An 18584-nucleotide genomic window follows, 5' to 3' on the forward strand; every position below is an offset into this window, starting at 1 on the left:
TATATTTTTTCAGAATTAGAAATTGAATTTTTCCTAATGTTTTTGGGCTTATTAAGAATGTTTCAAAATAAGCAAAACCGAGGCCAAAGTGATAAAAAACAGCTTTTTTTAAGCTCTTTGTGGTTTATCATGCTTATTTTTGCATGTCAAGTACAATAAATCATGAAGAAGCTCCAAGATATTCTTATCTCAACCAGGACAATGGCTGTATTGTTGCTGGTGTACGCATTCGCGATGGCTTATGCAACGTTCTTAGAAAACGACTACGGAACTCCTACAGCAAAAGCATTAATTTATGAGGCTAAATGGTTCGAACTGATCATGGTCTTACTGATTCTCAATTTCATAGGAAATATCGGAAGATACAGACTATGGAAGAAAGATAAGTGGCCGGTTCTTGTTTTCCACCTTGCCTTTGTTTTTATTTTTATTGGTGGTGCTATCACCAGATACATCAGTTTCGAAGGACAAATGCACATCAGAGAAGGTGAAACATCCAACGAAATCGTAACCGATAAAAATTTCTTTAAAATTCAGATCGAAGAAAAGGGTGATGTGCTGAATTATCAGGATGTTCCTTATCTGATGTCTCCGTTACACAAAGATCTAAAAGCAACTTATGACTTCCACGGAAAAGAAGTGAAAGTGTTTGCCAAGGAATACATCCAAAGAAAAAAAGACAGTCTTGTAGCTGAACCAAATGGTACTGAGTACCTTCATTTGGTTTCTACCGGAACTACCGGAAGACAAAATATTTACATCAAACCGGGAGAAACAAAATCCATTAACGGTACTTTGGTGACCTTCAACAGGGCGATTGAAGGTGCTGTTGAATTCAAAAATGAAGGCGGAAAATTATTTATCAAAACTCCTGTTGATGCAAGTTATATGACTATGGCAACCCAGGCAACAGGGACTACAGTGAAAGATGAATTCCAGCCTTTGGCATTAAGAAGTTTATATACGATCAACGAACTGAAGCTGGTAGTACCTGAAGGTCTTAAAAAAGGAAGACTTATGGCTATTGAAGGCGACAGAAAGAAAGATGCCAATGTACCTGATATGCTTCAGATTGAGCTTCAGGGACCAAAAACAAAACAAATTGTAGACCTTTCGGTTGAAAAAGGAAATCCGAATGCTTACAAGCAGGTGACTATGGATGGATTAAACATCATGGTAGGTTTCGGACCTAAAGTATACAACACACCTTTCGCCTTGAAACTGGATGATTTCGTGATGGAAACGTATCCTGGAAGTTCATCTCCAAGTGCTTACGAAAGCCATGTGAAAATCATTGATGAAGGTAAAGAAACTCCTTATAAAATCTATATGAACCACGTTCTTAATCATAAAGGATACCGTTTCTTCCAGTCAAGTTTTGATCCGGACAGAATGGGAACTGTTCTTTCTGTAAACCACGATTACTGGGGAACTTTGATTTCTTATATCGGATATGGACTTTTATTCCTTGGAATGTTTGTTATTTTCTTCTGGAAAGGAACTCATTTCTGGAAATTGAATAAAATGCTGGCTGACGTTAATAAAAAGAAAGCTGCAGGAGTACTTTTATTGTTCTTAAGTTTAGGTTTAAATGCTCAGAAAATCGAAACTCACGGAACTACTGACGGAAGCAGAGAACATATTCACGTGGAAGGAGATAATCATTCTCACGCTCCGGCTCCGTCTGCCCAGCCGCTTGATGGCGCTGCTCCGAAGCAGAACTCTCTGGCAACTCCAATGGGGAAAATGAGATCTATTTCTCCGGATGAGATTATTGCGAGAAACAAAATCAGCAAAGAACATGCTGATAAATTCGGATATCTTTTGGTGCAGAGTTTTGAAGGAAGAATTGTTCCTATCAACACAGAAGCATTAGATGTTTTAAGAAAATTATACAAAAAAGACGAATTCAAAGGAACAGACGGGAAGTCTCTTACGGCTAACCAATGGTTTCTTTCTATCAATACAGACACACCAAGCTGGACGATGGTTCCTATGATCAAAGTAGGACCTAAAGGAGGTGATGAACTGAAAAATAAAACCAAAGCAAACGAAGACGGGTATACTTCATTAATGAACCTTTTCCCGGCAGATGCAAACGGCAATCTTACGTATATTCTGGAACACGATTACAATACGGCATTCCGTAAAAAACCGGCTGAACAAACGAATTATGATAAAGAAGTAATTGCTGTAAACGAAAGAGTACAGATCTTCAATGAGTTCTTCAGCGGTCAGTTTATGAGAATTGTTCCTGTGAAGAATGATGCTAACCACACATGGCATTCATGGCTAGACCAGAAATTCGAACCGGATATGGAATCTCAGCAGGTAATGGGACCTTACTTTGCAGAAGCGCTTACGGCACAGAAAACAGGGGATTGGAGCAAAGCAGATACAGAATTGGCGAAGCTTTCAGAATACCAGCAGAAATGGGGTAAAGCGGTTGTTCCTGCTAAATCTAAAGTGGATCTTGAAGTATTCATGAATAAAGCAGATATCAACTTCAAATTGTTGATTTTCTACACACTTGTTGGTGGTCTTCTTTTGATTCTAGGTTTTGTTGAATTATTCAAATCAAATAAAATACTAAACAAAGTAATTAAAGTAATTATTGCGATTGGTTTGGTTGGATATCTATTGCATTTCCTAGGACTTGTGGCAAGATGGTATATTTCAGGACACGCTCCTTGGAGTAACGGATATGAAGCGATTATTTTTATCTCTTGGGTTGGTATTACAGCGGGTTTAATCTTGTACAGAAATGCCAATGCATTAATTCCTGCAGCCGGATTCATGGTAGCAGTTATCATGATGGGATTTGCACACGGAGGTTCTGCTCTTGATCCGCAGATTACGCCACTTGTTCCGGTATTGAAATCTTACTGGTTAATTGTTCACGTGGCTATTATTACATCAAGCTATGGATTCTTTGCGCTCTCAATGATTATTGCAGTAATTTCATTGGTGTTCTATATTATCTCCAATAAAGAAACGTATAAAATACACCACGATACGACATTGAAAGAACTGGTAATTGTTTCTGAAATGTCATTAACTATTGGGTTGTTCGCTTTAACGGTAGGAAACTTCTTAGGAGGAATCTGGGCCAACGAATCATGGGGAAGATACTGGAGCTGGGACCCGAAAGAAACATGGGCCTTCATCTCTATCATGGTATATGCATTTGTACTGCACATGAGATTAGTACCTGGATTGAGAAGCAGATGGGCATTCCACGTAGCAACAATGTTTGCATTCTGTTCAATGGTAATGACTTACTTTGGAGTTAATTATTATCTAAGCGGACTTCACTCATATGCAGCAGGAGATCCGGTACCAGTACCAGCTTGGGTATACATCGGAATAGGAACAATGATCCTTCTATCAGTTGTTTCTTATATCAAGTTTAAAGCTTTAACGAAGAAATAGACTCTTGAATACATACATTAAAATCCCGGAATTCACTTTCCGGGATTTTTTATTTCTATTGTTTCTGGCTTTGGGATGAGTTGTTTTAACGCTATGTTCGCAATGATGTATATTATGATGAGTTATTGTTCGCAAAGGCGTTTCACTCAGCAAGAGAACAAGGTGTTTTAAAGAACTTGTACTTTTTTTAACGCTAAGGTTCGCAATGATTTTGGGATGATAAAATATCGTTCGCAAAAACATTCTGCAAGAGAAGAAGAAGCTTTGTAAAATGTAAAGAACTTGTTTTTTTAGCGCAAGGTCCGCAATGATTTTGATGATGCTAAAATATCGCTCACAAAGACGTTTCACTCAGCAAAAAAAATAGTGGTCTTAGCTAAACGAAGTGGCTTTGCGAACAAAAATATAATGCATCCTAATGAATTAGCCTCACGAACTTTGCGTTAGCTAAAATACCCGAATCCGATATCCCGAAAATCGCACCTCAAAAAAATCAAAATTTATCATTCATAATTCAAAATTCATTACTATCTTTATGATATCAAAATAATATCAAATTAAAATTCAATCATGGAAAAAACATTAAAACCCATGTCGGGTTATCTTACATTGGTCATTTGCCTGGCCTTGTTTGTTGCAGCAGTATACTTCTTTGTGAGTGGAGTAGATCAAAGTATAGCTTATGTGGTTATCTCTATGCTTTGTTTTCTTCTTTCGTGCTTTTTCTTAAAAGGGTTAATGATCATTCAGCCTAACCATTCGAGAGTATTAAACTTCTTTGGAAAATACGTGGGAAGTGTAAAAGAGAACGGATTATTCTTTATCAATCCTTTATATTCATCACAAAAAATTTCTTTACGCTCCGAAAATCTGCAAGGTCAGACTTTGAAGGTAAATGATAAAATGGGTAACCCTATTGAAATTGCAGTTGTAATTGTATGGAAAGTAGGAGATACTTATAAAGCGGCTTTTGATGTGGAGCGTTATTCAGATTTTGTAAAAATGCAGAGTGAAGCGGCGGTAAGACATTTAGCGATGAGCTTTCCTTATGATAATTTAGAAGATGATCATGCTCCTATTACATTGAGAGAAGGAGGAGATAAAATCAATTCTATTTTGGAACAGGAACTTACAGATCGTCTTTCAAAGGCTGGAATTGTGATTCAGGAGGCAAGGATTTCACACCTGGCCTATGCTTCAGAAATTGCAGGAGCAATGCTTCAGAGACAGCAGGCGACAGCTATCGTTGCTGCAAGAACTAAGATTGTAGAAGGAGCGGTAGGAATGGTAGACCTTGCATTGAAAAAGCTTTCTGAAGAAAATATCGTAGATCTTGATGATGAAAGAAAAGCAGCAATGGTAAGTAATTTAATGGTGGTTCTTTGCGGTGAAAAAGCAGCAACCCCAATATTAAATGCGGGAACACTTTATAATTAAGAAGTGAATAATTAACAGTTAGATTTTAGTGCAGATAACTTTACACTAAAATAGTCAGAAATAATGTTAGAGAATTTAGAAAATGAAATCAGAAAAAGCTCAGAACTCTTCGGAAAGCAAAGGAAAAAAATCCTTTGTGATAAGGATAGATGAGTCTACTTATAAACTCCTTGAAAAGTGGGCCAATGATGAATTCAGAAGTGTGAACGGACAGATAGAATACCTGTTGCATCAGAGCCTTGTCAACGCAGGGAGGAAGAAGAAAGAGTAGTTTAAAAGGGTGGATCAAACAAGAAAAATAATCTTTTTGGGGAATACACGCACAGAAATCGAATATTTTTCCCCTTTTTAAAATTACAGAAAGTATAAAAAAGACCTCCTTTTTTAGCCTTTCAATAAAGAAATAACAATTCAGTTAATCTTACACCAAAAAGAAAGCAGAGAAATTTTCTCTGCTTTTTTATTGTATACAACTCTGGAGACTATCTGCTCCAACGTAGAATATAACGAGCCAAATCAAGCCTTTAATAGTAAAGAAAGCTAATCCTGCCCATCCCACACGCTTGAACCACTTTTTAAGCTTTGAGTTGTTTTCTTGTGAATTTTCCATTGGTGATTATCAAAAAGATTACGCTACAAAGATAAGCATGTTTATAATTAGTCCAAATAAAAAGCGTATTAAAAATTAAAGTTTTGAGGTTCACATAATATTTTTATCTTTAGAGAGAACGAAAAGTAAGATTTTATGTCAAAAAAAGTAAAGGATTTCGGAATTGAAAAAACACTCAAGAATCTTGGGATTAAAGAAGAGAACAAAGGGACTTCAGTGGGCGGAAAATATTTCGCTTCAGGAAAGGTGATAGAAAGCATTTCTCCTGTAGATGGAAAATTGATCGCTAAAGTAAAAACTTCCGGAGAAAGTGATTATGACAAAGTAATTGAAACTGCTCAAAAAGCATTTCAGGAATTCAGGCTGATCCCGGCTCCAAAAAGAGGAGAGATGGTAAGGCAGCTGGGCTTAAAATTAAGAGAATATAAAGACGATCTTGGTAAACTTGTTTCTTATGAAATGGGTAAATCATTACAGGAAGGTCTTGGTGAAGTTCAGGAGATGATTGATATCTGTGACTTCGCAGTTGGACTTTCAAGACAGCTTCAGGGGTACACTATGCACTCTGAAAGACCTGGACACAGAATGTATGAGCAGTACCATCCACTAGGAGTTGTTGGGATTATTACAGCATTCAACTTCCCGGTAGCCGTATGGTCCTGGAACACTGCATTGGCTTGGATTTGTGGTAACGTTACCATCTGGAAGCCATCTGAAAAAACACCGCTTTGTGCTATTGCATGCCAGAATATCATGATGGAAGTTCTGAAGGAAAATAATCTTCCTGAAGGAGTTTCAAGCGTATTGGTATCAGACCACGAAATCGGACAGAAACTGGTAGATGATAAAAGAGTAGCGTTGGTATCTTTCACAGGATCTACAAGAGTAGGAAGAATGGTTTCTTCTAAAGTAGCAGAAAGATTCGGGAAGTCTATTCTTGAATTAGGTGGAAACAATGCCATCATCATTACAAAAGAAGCTGATATCGATATGTCGATTATCGGAGCTGTTTTCGGAGCTGTAGGAACTGCTGGTCAGAGATGTACTTCAACAAGAAGGCTAATCATCCACGAAAGTGTTTACAACGAAGTGAAAACAAGATTAACAAAAGCTTACGGGCAGCTGAAAATCGGAAATCCATTGGATGAAAACAACCATGTGGGACCACTTATTGATACGGATGCTGTAAACCAATACGAAGAAGCGATCAAAAAATGTAAAAAAGAAGGCGGGAAATTCGTTGTTGAAGGTGGCGTTTTATCTGGTAAAGATTACGAATCCGGATGCTATGTAAAACCTTGTGTGGCTGAAGTGAAAAACTCTTATGAGATTGTTCAGCACGAAACTTTTGCACCGATCCTATATTTGATCAAATACAAAACATTAGAGGAAGCTATCGCTATTCAGAATGATGTTCCTCAGGGATTGTCTTCTGCAATCATGACTCAGAATTTAAGAGAAGCAGAATTGTTCCTTTCTCATGCAGGTTCAGACTGTGGTATTGCCAACGTCAATATCGGAACTTCCGGTGCTGAAATTGGTGGAGCTTTCGGGGGTGAAAAAGAAACCGGAGGAGGAAGAGAGTCAGGATCTGACGCTTGGAAATACTATATGAGGAGACAAACCAATACTATAAATTACACTGCACAACTTCCTTTAGCACAAGGAATTAAATTTGATTTATAAAAGCTCTACTTAAAGTACTCAAAAAACAAAAAAATTAATAACCTGAATGGTTAAATGCTGTATTATTAGCGTCATTTAATCATTCATTTATTAAATCACACTACAAATTTATTATGGAACACACATTAGATATAAAAGCAAATAAAGTAAAAGAAACAGTAGGAAAACATGTGTTGGCAGACGGTTTCGATTTTGTGATGGATATTGAAAAATCACATGGATCTTGGCTTTATGATAAACTGACAGACAGAGAATACCTGGATATGTTCTCTATGTTTGCATCAGCATCCATCGGATACAATCACCCTTATCTTGTTGAAAGATCAGAATGGTTAGGAAGAATGGCTGTAAACAAACCTACTTTGGCTGATGTTTACTCGGAAGAATACGCTCATTTCCTTGAAGTATTTGAAAGAGTAGTTATCCCTGAAGAATTACAATACGCTTTCTTTATCGAAGGCGGAACGATGGGAGTTGAAAATGCAATGAAGGCATGCTTCGATTGGAAAACCCGCAAAAACTTTGAAAAAGGATTAGACACTGAAGCTGGAATCTGTATCCACTTCAAACAGGCTTTCCATGGAAGAAGTGGTTATACTTTGAGTTTAACCAATACTTCTGATCCAAGAAAGTACCAATATTTCCCAATGTTTAACTGGCCGAGAATTTTAAATCCAAAATTAAAGTTCCCGATTACTGAAGAAAACCTTGAAGAAACCATCAAAAACGAAAATCTTGCTTTGCTTCAGATTGAAGAGGCAATTTTGATGCACCCTGATAAAGTGGCTTGTATCATCATTGAACCTATTCAGGCTGAAGGAGGTGACAATCATTTCAGAGACGAATTCTTATTAGGATTAAGAAGAATCTGTGATGATAACGAAATCTTACTTATTTTTGATGAAGTTCAGACAGGTATTGCCATTACAGGGAAAATGTGGGCTTTCCAGCATTTTACAGCAAAACCGGATATCATTTCTTTCGGAAAAAAAGCTCAGGTTTGTGGGGTTTTAGCCAATAAAGAGAAGTTTGATCAGGTTCCGAACAATGTTTTCAGAGAAAGTTCAAGAATCAACTCTACATTCGGAGGAAACTTTATCGATATGCTTCGTTTTCAGTTGGTAATGGAAGTAATCGAAAAAGAAAATCTTGTTGAAAACGCAAGAGTGGTTGGAGATTTCTTACTGGAAAGCTTAAAAGCTCTTGCTGAAAAATATCCTGAAAAAATTTCAAACGCAAGAGGAAGAGGCTTGATGTGTGCTATTGATCTTCCTACTGCAGAGCAGAGAAACCACCTGATGAATGAGCTTTTCAATGACGGATTAATCATTCTTCCTTGTGGAGATCAGTCTCTTCGTTTCAGACCTCACTTGAATGTTACTAAAGAAGAAATCCAACTTGCTTTAGATAAAATTGAAAACAATATTAATAAAATTTAAAACCCGGGATTTGTAATTTTGAAAAAAACATCGTATATTTAGATACTCAAACAATTAGAATATGGAAAGAAGTACGAGAGTATCAGTTTATGTAAGTGATAACCCTTCAGAAATTCAGTTGGTTAAGTCTAAATTGGATGACGCGCAAATTGCAAATACCGTTGAAAATAACTATCTTACGTTTACCACTACGCCAACAGCCACTTCGCTGAAGGTTATGGTAGATCTGGAAGAAGAAAAAAAAGCATTTGAAATTATTGATGCTTACCTTCAACAAAGTGAAAATCAATAAACAATTTCATAATTTTAAATTTTACTACTTCGAACCGAAAATTAATTTTAATTAATTTTCGGTTTTTTAATTATTTATAAACCATTGATTTAAGAATTGAACAAACAGTAACTTTTTTAATTCTTACATCAATCTTTTAATCAAATTTTACAACATGAATCCGGAGATTAAACTAAGACAAGCGGAAATTGAAGACAGAAACATTATTTGGGAAATCATCCAGCAGTCCATTGAAAGAAGAAGACAGGATGGAAGTACCCAGTGGCAGAACGGATACCCTAATCTCGGGACAGTGGAAAGTGATATTGCGAAAGGATTTGGCCACGTTATGACAGTGGATGGCAAGATTGCAGTATATGCAGCACTTATTCTGAATGATGAACCTGCTTACAGTACGATAGAAGGAGCATGGTTAAGTGATGGTGAATTTGTTGTGGTTCACAGAGTGGCTGTAGATGAAAAATTTGCAGGGCAGGGTATGGTTAAAAAGCTTTTTGATCAGATTGAAGAATTTACCAAATCCCATGGGATTCAGAGTATTAAAGTTGATACTAACCATGACAATATTGCCATGTTGAAAATCCTTGAAGGCAGAGGTTACTCTTATTGCGGAGAAGTTCTTTTAAGAGACGGAATGAGAAAAGCTTTTGAGAAGATTATAATTTAAGCAAAAAGTTAAATCAACTTTCATTGAATTTTTAAAACGCCCTTTATTTATAAACTCTATCAGGTTTGTTCGTTTGGTTCTGAACTAATTTCTACTTTTGTTCAAATTTTTATATTATGCACCAAAGTATAGAAATTGATGAAAAAATTTTTCAAGATGCCGTAAAATTCTATGGCACCGTGTTCAGCTTACCCCCTTTAGCTTCAAAAATTTATTCCTACCTTCTTTTTGACTATGAGAAAGTAGGAATTACTTTTGACGAATTTGTTGAAGTGCTCTCTGCAAGCAAAAGCTCTGTTTCTACCAGTATTTCATTACTGCTCAATGCCCAGCTTATCGTAGACCATAACAAAATGGATGAGCGGAAACGGTATTTTTTCATCAATGATGAATACAAGAAAATACGATTCGAAAAAATTGTCCAAAAGATGCAGGACGAACTAAAACTATTAGATGATTTAAACAATTTTAAAAAAAGTAAAGATGATGGATACAACGAAAGAATAGAAGTTTACAAAGCACTCTTAAATAAAAACATAGAAAATATTCAGGAATCTCTTAATAAACTATAAAATGAATAATAAGCTAGTTATACTTTCCATTGCAGCGTTTTCACTGACAGCCTGCAAAAAAGAAGCTCCGAAACAGGATGGTGCCAAGCCGTATCCGGTTGTTTCCGTGGAGTCAAAAAATATAGTGGGTTATCAGACGTTTCCGGCTACCATTCAAGGTAGAGTAAACAATGATGTACGTGCAAAAATACAAGGGTATATTACCCAGGTATTGGTAGATGAAGGACAATACGTTACAAAAGGGCAGCCTTTGTTTCGTTTGGAAACCAATATCCTGAACGAAAATGCAGCAGCTTCCAAAGCAGGAATAGGTGCTGCGGCCTCCAGTGTTGCAGCGGCTCAGGCTTCTGTAAATGCGGCTCAGGTTGAAGTAAACAAACTAAAACCTCTGGTTCAGAAAAATATCATCAGCAGTGTACAATTGCAGACAGCACAGGCTCAGTTGGCACAGGCTCAGGCTCAGCTTCAACAGGCTAATGCTGCCAAAAGACAGGCTGAAGCGAATTACAAAGGAGTAGAAGCCAATATTGAATATTCTATCATTCGTGCTCCTATTTCCGGGGTGATCGGAAGACTACCATTAAAAGTAGGTAGTTTGGTAGGGCCGTCTGATCAGACACCTTTGACAACAATTTCAGATACGTCCGAGATCTATGCTTACTTCGCGATGAATGAAAAGGAATATTTTGATTTCCTTGAAAAATCTCCGGGAGCATCTATGCCTGAGAAAATTAAAAACTTACCCATGGTAGAACTTCAGTTGGCCAATGGAAGTCTTTATCCTGAAAAAGGGAGAATTGAAGCCATTACTGGTCAGATTGATCCTACAACCGGAACTATCCAGTTCAGAGTTGCTTTTTCGAATGCTCAGAAATTATTAAGTAATGGTAACAGTGGAACCATCAGATTCCCTCAGCATTACGATAATGTTCTTGTTGTACCTGAAAGTGCTACTTATGAGCAACAAGGTATCGTTTACGTATACAAAGTAGAAAAAGGAGATACTGCCAGAAACGTTGTTGTAAATGTGATCGACAGAATTGACAATATGGCTCTTCTTAAATCAGGAGTTAATAAAGGAGAAACGGTTATTGCAGCTGGTATCGGAGGTCTGAAACCGGGAACAGCAGTGAAGCCGAAGCCAATCAAAATGGATAGTCTTGTTCAATCTATAAAACCGAAATTCTAATGATAAAAAACTTTATTAACAGACCGGTTTTATCTACCGTAATCTCAATTTTGATTGTGATTCTCGGTGTGCTAGGGCTGATCTCGTTACCGGTTACGCAGTACCCGGATATTGCGCCGCCTACGGTAAGTGTTTCCGCAAACTATACGGGAGCCAATGCTGAGACGGTGATGAAAAGTGTGGTAGTTCCTTTGGAAGAACAGATCAACGGGGTGGAAGGTATGGATTATATCACTTCCAGTGCCGGGAATGACGGTTCTGCTCAGATCCAGGTTTTCTTCAAACAAGGAATAGACCCGGATATTGCAGCGGTAAACGTACAGAACCGTGTAGCGAGAGCAACACCTCTTTTACCATCTGAAGTAACACGTTCAGGGGTTGTAACCCAGAAGCAGCAGACCAGTGCCCTGATGTATATGTCTTTCTATTCTGAAAATAAAGATTTGGATGACGTATACCTTCAGAACTTTTTGAATATCAACATTATTCCGAACCTGAAAAGGGTAAATGGTGTAGGGGATGCCAACGTTTTCGGTGGTAAAAACTATTCCATGAGAATCTGGTTGGATCCTGCAAAAATGGCAGCCTACAGTGTAACTCCTACAGATGTTACCAATGCTATCAATGAGCAGAGTAGAGAAGCTGCTGCGGGTTCTATTGGACAAAACAGTGGAAGTTCTTTTGAATATATCATTAAATACGTAGGTAAATTCAACGATAAAGAACAGTACGATAATATCATCATCAAATCTCTTGCAAACGGACAAAACCTGATGCTGAAAGACGTTGCTAAAGTAGAACTGGCAGGGCAGTCTTATACAGGAATCGGGGAGAACGGAAACAATCCTTCCATCAGTATGGGGATCTTCCAGACTCCGGGATCCAATGCACAGGAGATTATTAAGAATATCAAAGCCTATCTGAAATCAGCAGAGGGAACTTTTCCAAAGGGCGTAAAATATACTTTTAACTTTGATACCAACGAATTCCTGGAAGCTTCTATTGAAAAGGTAGTACATACCCTGATCGAAGCCTTCATTCTGGTATTTATTGTAGTGTATATTTTCCTTCAGGATTTCAGATCTACGCTGATCCCGGCCATTGCGGTTCCGGTATCTATTGTGGGGGCGTTCTTCTTCCTGAATTTATTCGGATATTCATTGAACCTCTTAACCTTATTTGCATTGGTACTGGCCATTGGTATTGTAGTGGATGATGCCATTGTCGTCGTCGAGGCTGTTCATGCCAAGATGGAACACGGTATTTCCGATGCTAAAAAAGCGACAGTAGAGGCAATGGATGAGATTACAGGAGCTATTATATCTATTACATTGGTAATGGCAGCGGTATTTATTCCGGTAACGTTCATTACAGGACCTACAGGGGTATTCTACCAGCAGTTTGGTATTACGTTGATCATTGCCATCATCATTTCTGCTATTAATGCATTAACGCTGAGTCCGGTTTTATGTTCATTATTCCTGAAACCTCACGCAGAGCATCATAAAGAGTATCAAAGCCTGAATCTGTTACAGAAGTTTTTCTATAAGTTTAATATTGCTTTTAAAACAACTACTGAGCGTTACGGAAGAGGATTTGTATTCTTGTTAAGACATAAATGGGTTACCTTAATTATTTTTGCTGTTACCGGAGGAATTTTATTCTGGGCAAGCAGCAGTATGAAGAAAGGTTTTGTACCTACAGAAGACAGAGGGATTATCTTTACAGATGTTCAGCTTCCTCCGGGAGCTTCTATGGAAAGAACGTATAATGCTTTGAAAACACTTCAGGCAAAAGCATTAAAAGTTCCGGGAGTACAGAATGTAACAATTTCTACGGGTAGAGGATTCTTATCCGGAAACGGAAGTAACAACGGTCTTGCCTTTGTGAAACTGAAACCATTCGAAGAAAGAAAAAAAGACGGACAGACTTCTGAAGATATCACCAAAAAATTATTTGGAATTGTAGGATCTGTTCCTGACGCTAAAGTCGTATTCTTCCAACCGCCAAGTGTACCGGGATTTGGTAACAGTGCAGGTTTTGAAATGGTATTGCTGGACAAGTCAGGAGGTGAATATGCCGATTTAGATGCTAAAACGAATGAATTCATCGGTAAGCTGATGCAGAGACCGGAAATTCAGTTTGCACAGACTTCATTCAATACAAAATATCCTCAGTATCAGATGGAAATTAATGTTCCTCTGAGCAAGCAGCTTGGTGTTTCTGTAAACGACATTCTGGCGACTATGCAAGGGTATATTGGTGGTATTTATACTGCCGACTTTACCAAGTATGGAAAGCAGTTCAGGGTGATGGTTCAGGCTCTTCCTGAGAATAGAAAGAATATTGACAATCTGAATCAGCTTTATGTCAGAACAGGATCAGGGATCATGACTCCAATCTCACAGTTTGTAACATTAACAAAAGCCTATGGACCACAATCTGTAAGCCGTTATAATCTATTTACTTCAGTGAAGGTGACAGGAGCAAACTCTGACGGATACAGTTCCGGGGATGCGATTGCTGCTGTACAACAGGTGGCAGATGAAACCCTGAATCAAAACTATGCCGTAGAATTTACAGGGTTAACCAGAGAAGAATTAAATTCAGGATCTCAGACACTTCTGATTTTCGGGCTAAGTTTGATCTTCGTTTACTTTATCCTTTCTGCACAGTATGAAAGTTATATCCTTCCGCTGATTGTTATTATTTCTCTTCCTCTTGGGGTAATGGGAGCTTACTTCGGCCAGAAGATTATGGGACTGGAAAATAATATTTACTTCCAGATTGCCCTGATCATGCTCGTGGGACTGCTGGCGAAAAATGCAATTCTTATTGTTGAATTCGCTGTTCAGAGAAGACATCATGGAGAAACCATTGTAATGTCAGCCATCAATGCAGCAAAAGCCAGGGTGAGACCTATTCTAATGACATCATTCGCCTTTATTTTCGGTTTATTGCCGTTAGTTCTGGCAAGTGGAATTGGAGCAGTAGGTAACAGATCTATCGCTACGGGTGCGGCAATCGGACTATTGATAGGAACTGTTTTGGGATTATTTGTAATTCCGGTTCTGTATGTGATTTTTGAAACACTGCAGGAAAAAATTAAGCCTATCAAAAAAGAAGATATCAATTTAGCAGAATAAAATTAATTAGAGAAGTTAGAAGTTAGATATTTAGAAATTAGTCTAAAGCTCTATCTAACTTCTGGCCTCTAACATCTAATTTCTAATTTTTTATAATGAAGAGTTTATTAAACATCATAAAAGGAATCACTTTTTCAGTTTTCATACTCGGTGCCATTTCATCCTGTATGGCAAGAAAAGAATATGAAAGACCGAAGAATGTTGTAGACGAAAAGCTGTTCCGTACGGATATGCTTCCTTCGGACAGTGCCAGTATTGCAAATATTTCTTGGAAAGAGATATTCACTGATCCTATATTGCAGGGACATATTTCTAAGGCACTGGAGAACAATCTTGATATCAGAATTGCTTTGGAAAGTATTAATTCTGCGGAAGCATATCTTAAACAAAGCAAAGCAGCCTACCAGCCTACTGTTTCCATAGGACCCAACTATACATTTCAGACACAGTCTATCAATACACAGTTCGGACAGATTATCGGATCAAGACGTTATGTGAACCAGTTTGACATTACGGCAAGTATCGGATGGGAAGCGGATATCTGGGGTAAATTAAAAGCACAGGAGAAAGCACAACTGGCTACTTATTTAGGAACTGTTGCAGCGCATAAAGCTGTTAAAAGTAGTTTGGTGTCTTCCATCGCTTCTGCATATTATCAATTGTTGACATTTGATGCACAGAAGAGAATTATTTCAGAAACCATTGCGGTAAGAGAGAAAAACCTTGAAGCAACTAAGGCTTTAAAAACTTCCGGAACAGTTACTGAAGTAGCAGTACAGCAAAGTGAGGCTCTTGTTTTCAATGCCAAATCATTACTGATTGATATTGATACACAGATCCAATTGCTTGAAAATACCATGAGTCTTCTGATGGGAGAGCCTTCTCATTCTATCGAAAGATCTACATTGGAAGGGCAAAAACTTCCAATCGATTTGAAATTAGGTTATCCTACTCAACTTCTGGCCAACCGTCCGGATGTTATGAGAGCAGAGTATAACTTAATGAATGCTTTTGAGCTGACCAATGCTGCGAAAGCCCAGTTTTATCCAACTTTAAAACTGACAGGAAGCGGAGGAGTACAGTCGGTAGATATTGACCACTTATTCAGTGTAAATTCATTGTTTGCAAACGTAGTAGCAGGATTGGCTCAACCGATTTTAAATAAGAGACAGATTCAGACCAACTATGACGTAAGTCTTGCCAATAAAGAAACGGCTTATCTCAACTTCAGAAAAACAGTTCTGACTGCCGGAAAAGAAGTTTCGGATGCCATCAGAGTTTTCTCTGTTCAGGATTCATTTATTGAATTGAAGCAACATGAGTTGGATGCCTACAAAAAATCGGTTGACTATTCCCAGGAATTAGTGAACTATGGTATGGCTAACTATCTTGAAGTATTGAATGCAAGTGTGAATTCATTGAATGCAGAGCTTAACATTTCCAATGCAAGATACAGTAAAATGAAAGCAGCCGTAGAGCTTTATCAGGCTTTAGGAGGAGGCTGGAAATAACCATATTCAGCAATGTAATATCATAAAAACGTATGTCAGGAATGGCATACGTTTTTTTTGATTATTGATCATGCTAAAATTATTTAATAGGTAAAATCAATTTGTATATATGTATTCAACTACGTAGTTTTGTACTTTAAAATATAAATACTATGAAATTAGAGATACAACCCATAGGAAATTCTTATTCAGAGCAGGCCATTGATCTGATTTTGACGATTCAGCAGAAAGAGTTTAATATTCCGATTACTATTAAAGATCAACCTGACCTTCTGCAGATAGAAAGTTTTTACACGGAAGCCGGAGGTAACTTTTGGGGTGCTTTTGTAGATGGTGAGCTGGTGGGTTCTATAGCATTGGTTAAATTTGACGACAGGGCAGGAGCCATCAGAAAAATGTTTGTGAAAAAGGAATTCAGAGGAAAAGAACTGAATATTGCGCAGGAATTATTGGAAGTTTTAATTTCTTTCTGTCGCGAAAACAGAATTGATGATTTATATTTGGGAACCATAACGGTACTGAAAGCAGCCCAGCGTTTCTATGAAAGGAATGAATTTGTAAAGATTGAAAAAAGCGATCTTCCTGTTAAATTTCCTTTGATGAGTGCTGATGATGTTTTTTACCACTTAAATCTTGACTGAATATGAATGTAATCAACGAAGCAGGAATTCTTGCCATATCCACCAGACTGCACCGCCTCAGTGAACAATTGAGGAAAGATGGAGCATTGATCTATAAAGCATTCGGAATTGATTTCGAATTGAAATGGTTTCCGGTAATTTTCACCATTTATAAAAAAGAAATAGCAAGCGTTGTTGAAATTGCCAATGAAATAGGGTATACCCATCCATCTACAATAACCCTGCTCAAAGAACTGGAAAAACAGGAATTGATCCAATGGGAAAAAGATAAGCAGGATGAACGAAAAAGACTGTTTAAACTGACTTCAAAAGGGAACGATCTTATTGAAAAAATGAAACCTGTTTGGGAACTGATGGCTCAGATTTTAGGGGATATTGCAGACAATAAAAACAATCTGCTGACTGCTATTGATGAAGCAGAAGAGAAAATTGCCAATCAGTCTTTTTATCAGAGAGCATTGCAGGTGAAGAACTCGAAAAAATAATTTATTCTGTTATGATGTCAAGTGGATCTCTTACTGGCATGATACTTTTTAAATATTCTTTATCTTCTGCAGTTAACTCAGCTATACCCAGTGCAATATCTTCCCATGCTTTTTCGTCCTGACGTGTAAGGACAAATTCAATGGATTGAATTTTAGGTTTTTTATTAAGACCCAATATTCTTAAATCTATTCTTTGTCCTTCTTTTATTTTGCTTTCTTCAATTTGTCCTATTAAAAAAAAATCTTCCTGTAACTTGAAATGTATTACTGAGCTTAAACTGAGCAGCAGTTAAATGATGCCAGTTATATCCACAATATCTGCATTGTTTTGCACGTGGAGTACGGGCGAGTTTGTGGCATTTAGGACAATTGTTGAAAAAAACTTTTTCAGGAGTTTCTGCCATTATCCGGGTTACAACATTTTGTTCAAAAACTTCATGTCCATGTTCTAATAGTTGTATGACTTCAGGATCAGAATTTATCCAGCCCCGCTTTATCATTGCATTTCTTATATGCTCACTTTCAGAACTCTTCAAAGTATACATATGATGATTCAGTGCTAATGCTTCGTCCCTGGTCATTAATTTCCCAAAATATCTGATAATATAATTTATAGTTTCTGTGTCCATATCTAAGTAAAAAAAGTAAAACCTTTTAATGATTTAGTTTGTCTAATTTATCATTTATTTCTTTAAAATAGCCTTATATTATGGAATGTGATAATTAAGAAATAGAAATTTAATACTGACAAACTATTGTCATTAAAGTAAGTTAATTTTACATCAATAAAAGAAAAGCTATGGGAGAAATTGCATACAAACACACCTTCTGTGTCAATACACAGGAAGAATGGAGGCAATGGCTGGAAGAGAATCATCATATAGAGCAGTCTGTATGGCTTATCTGTAATACCAGAAAATCAAATTTACCCATTGTTCATTGGACGGATCTGGTAGATGAAGCCCTTTGTTTTGGCTGGATTGACAGTACGAGAAAAACCATAGACAAAGGTTCGTTTATGCAGTTATTCAGCAGACGGAAGCCGAAGAGTACCTGGTCCAAAATTAATAAAGATAAGGTTCAGAAGCTGATAGAAAATAATCTGATGACCAAAGCAGGATTTGAAACGATCAGAATTGCAAAAGAGAATGGCTCGTGGAATATTTTGGATTCGGTAGAAGACCTTACCATTCCTGATGACCTGAGTGAAGCATTTAAACTGCATGAAGGCTCCGAAATCTATTTTCTAAGCTTGAGTAAATCTATAAAAAAAATGCTGCTTCAATGGATTGTACTTGCCAAAAGACCTGAAACCAGAAAAAATCGTATTGATGAAATAGCCAGACAGGCTGCTCAGAATAAAAAACCTAAAAATTTTTAAGCTGTAAAAAGATAGAACATTATTTTTGACACTTATGTTTAAAAATAAGAAAAGGCTGTCCAAAAATGAGACAGCCTTTTCAATTGATTCATTATT

Annotated in this window: 16 protein-coding genes; 14 read left to right on the forward strand and 2 right to left on the reverse strand. The window is 37.3% G+C overall.

Going from position 1 to position 18584, the window contains the following annotated elements; genetic code table 11:
- The first annotated feature begins 162 nt into the window (after window positions 1-162).
- The 13 genes from ccsA to BUE84_RS10335 all read left to right on the forward strand — a co-directional run bounded on the left by ccsA (window position 163) and on the right by BUE84_RS10335 (window position 17107).
- On the forward strand, window positions 163-3432 hold the full coding sequence (gene ccsA / locus BUE84_RS10270) for a cytochrome c biogenesis protein CcsA (protein ID WP_079241548.1): 3270 nt from the start codon (window positions 163-165) through the stop codon (window positions 3430-3432).
- A 570-nt stretch (window positions 3433-4002) separates the two neighbouring features.
- Window positions 4003-4869, forward strand: a complete 867-nt coding sequence (locus tag BUE84_RS10275; RefSeq protein ID WP_079241549.1) for an SPFH domain-containing protein — start codon at window positions 4003-4005, stop codon at window positions 4867-4869.
- Between the two features lie 82 nt (window positions 4870-4951).
- Window positions 4952-5140, forward strand: a complete 189-nt coding sequence (locus BUE84_RS10280) for a hypothetical protein (protein WP_034694367.1) — start codon at window positions 4952-4954, stop codon at window positions 5138-5140.
- 474 nt (window positions 5141-5614) lie between these two features.
- Window positions 5615-7165 (forward strand): aldehyde dehydrogenase family protein, encoded by a 1551-nt coding sequence (locus tag BUE84_RS10290; protein WP_079241550.1) that lies wholly within the window; start codon window positions 5615-5617, stop codon window positions 7163-7165.
- A gap of 113 nt (window positions 7166-7278) precedes the next feature.
- On the forward strand, window positions 7279-8604 hold the full coding sequence (lat, locus tag BUE84_RS10295) for an L-lysine 6-transaminase (RefSeq protein ID WP_079241551.1): 1326 nt from the start codon (window positions 7279-7281) through the stop codon (window positions 8602-8604).
- A gap of 61 nt (window positions 8605-8665) precedes the next feature.
- Window positions 8666-8896 carry a DUF2007 domain-containing protein gene (locus BUE84_RS10300; protein WP_034694374.1) on the forward strand — a complete coding sequence of 77 codons (231 nt, stop codon included), beginning with the start codon at window positions 8666-8668 and terminating at the stop codon, window positions 8894-8896.
- A gap of 154 nt (window positions 8897-9050) precedes the next feature.
- Entirely contained in the window at window positions 9051-9563 is a 513-nt protein-coding gene (locus BUE84_RS10305) for a GNAT family N-acetyltransferase (protein ID WP_079241552.1), read from the forward strand.
- 116 nt (window positions 9564-9679) lie between these two features.
- The gene (locus BUE84_RS10310; RefSeq protein ID WP_065394571.1) at window positions 9680-10135 is read left to right on the forward strand and encodes a transcriptional regulator; all 456 of its coding nucleotides are present in this window, start codon (window positions 9680-9682) and stop codon (window positions 10133-10135) included.
- A gap of 1 nt (window position 10136) precedes the next feature.
- Window positions 10137-11324 (forward strand): efflux RND transporter periplasmic adaptor subunit, encoded by a 1188-nt coding sequence (locus BUE84_RS10315; RefSeq protein WP_079241553.1) that lies wholly within the window; start codon window positions 10137-10139, stop codon window positions 11322-11324.
- Entirely contained in the window at window positions 11324-14470 is a 3147-nt protein-coding gene (locus BUE84_RS10320; RefSeq protein WP_034694383.1) for an efflux RND transporter permease subunit, read from the forward strand. Before BUE84_RS10315 ends, BUE84_RS10320 begins: the two co-directional genes overlap by 1 nt.
- A 95-nt stretch (window positions 14471-14565) precedes the next feature.
- Entirely contained in the window at window positions 14566-15981 is a 1416-nt protein-coding gene (locus BUE84_RS10325; protein WP_079241554.1) for an efflux transporter outer membrane subunit, read from the forward strand.
- 152 nt (window positions 15982-16133) lie between these two features.
- A complete protein-coding gene (locus BUE84_RS10330) occupies window positions 16134-16622 on the forward strand; it encodes a GNAT family N-acetyltransferase (RefSeq protein ID WP_079241555.1) in 489 nt (162 codons plus the stop codon).
- Window positions 16623-16624: 2 nt separating this feature from the next.
- Window positions 16625-17107, forward strand: coding sequence for a MarR family winged helix-turn-helix transcriptional regulator (locus BUE84_RS10335; RefSeq protein WP_079241556.1), 483 nt, complete (start codon window positions 16625-16627; stop codon window positions 17105-17107).
- Window position 17108: 1 nt separating this feature from the next.
- Here the strand turns inward: BUE84_RS10335 and BUE84_RS24410 are convergent, their stop codons facing one another.
- Together BUE84_RS24410 and BUE84_RS10340 are read right to left on the reverse strand one after the other, a co-directional pair.
- The gene (locus BUE84_RS24410; RefSeq protein WP_158521353.1) at window positions 17109-17282 is read right to left on the reverse strand and encodes a hypothetical protein; all 174 of its coding nucleotides are present in this window, start codon (window positions 17280-17282) and stop codon (window positions 17109-17111) included.
- Between the two features lie 43 nt (window positions 17283-17325).
- Window positions 17326-17736: a hypothetical protein gene (locus tag BUE84_RS10340; protein WP_079241557.1), complete on the reverse strand. Its 411-nt coding sequence runs from the start codon at window positions 17734-17736 to the stop codon at window positions 17326-17328.
- A gap of 170 nt (window positions 17737-17906) precedes the next feature.
- Here BUE84_RS10340 and BUE84_RS10345 point away from each other — a divergent pair, with 170 nt between their 5' ends.
- Complete coding sequence (locus BUE84_RS10345) at window positions 17907-18488, forward strand: YdeI/OmpD-associated family protein (protein ID WP_079241558.1); 582 nt, start codon at window positions 17907-17909, stop codon at window positions 18486-18488.
- Window positions 18489-18584: the final 96 nt, after the last annotated feature.

The sequence above is a fragment of the Chryseobacterium indologenes genome (assembly GCF_002025665.1).
Taxonomy (GTDB): Bacteria; Bacteroidota; Bacteroidia; order Flavobacteriales; family Weeksellaceae; genus Chryseobacterium; species Chryseobacterium metallicongregator.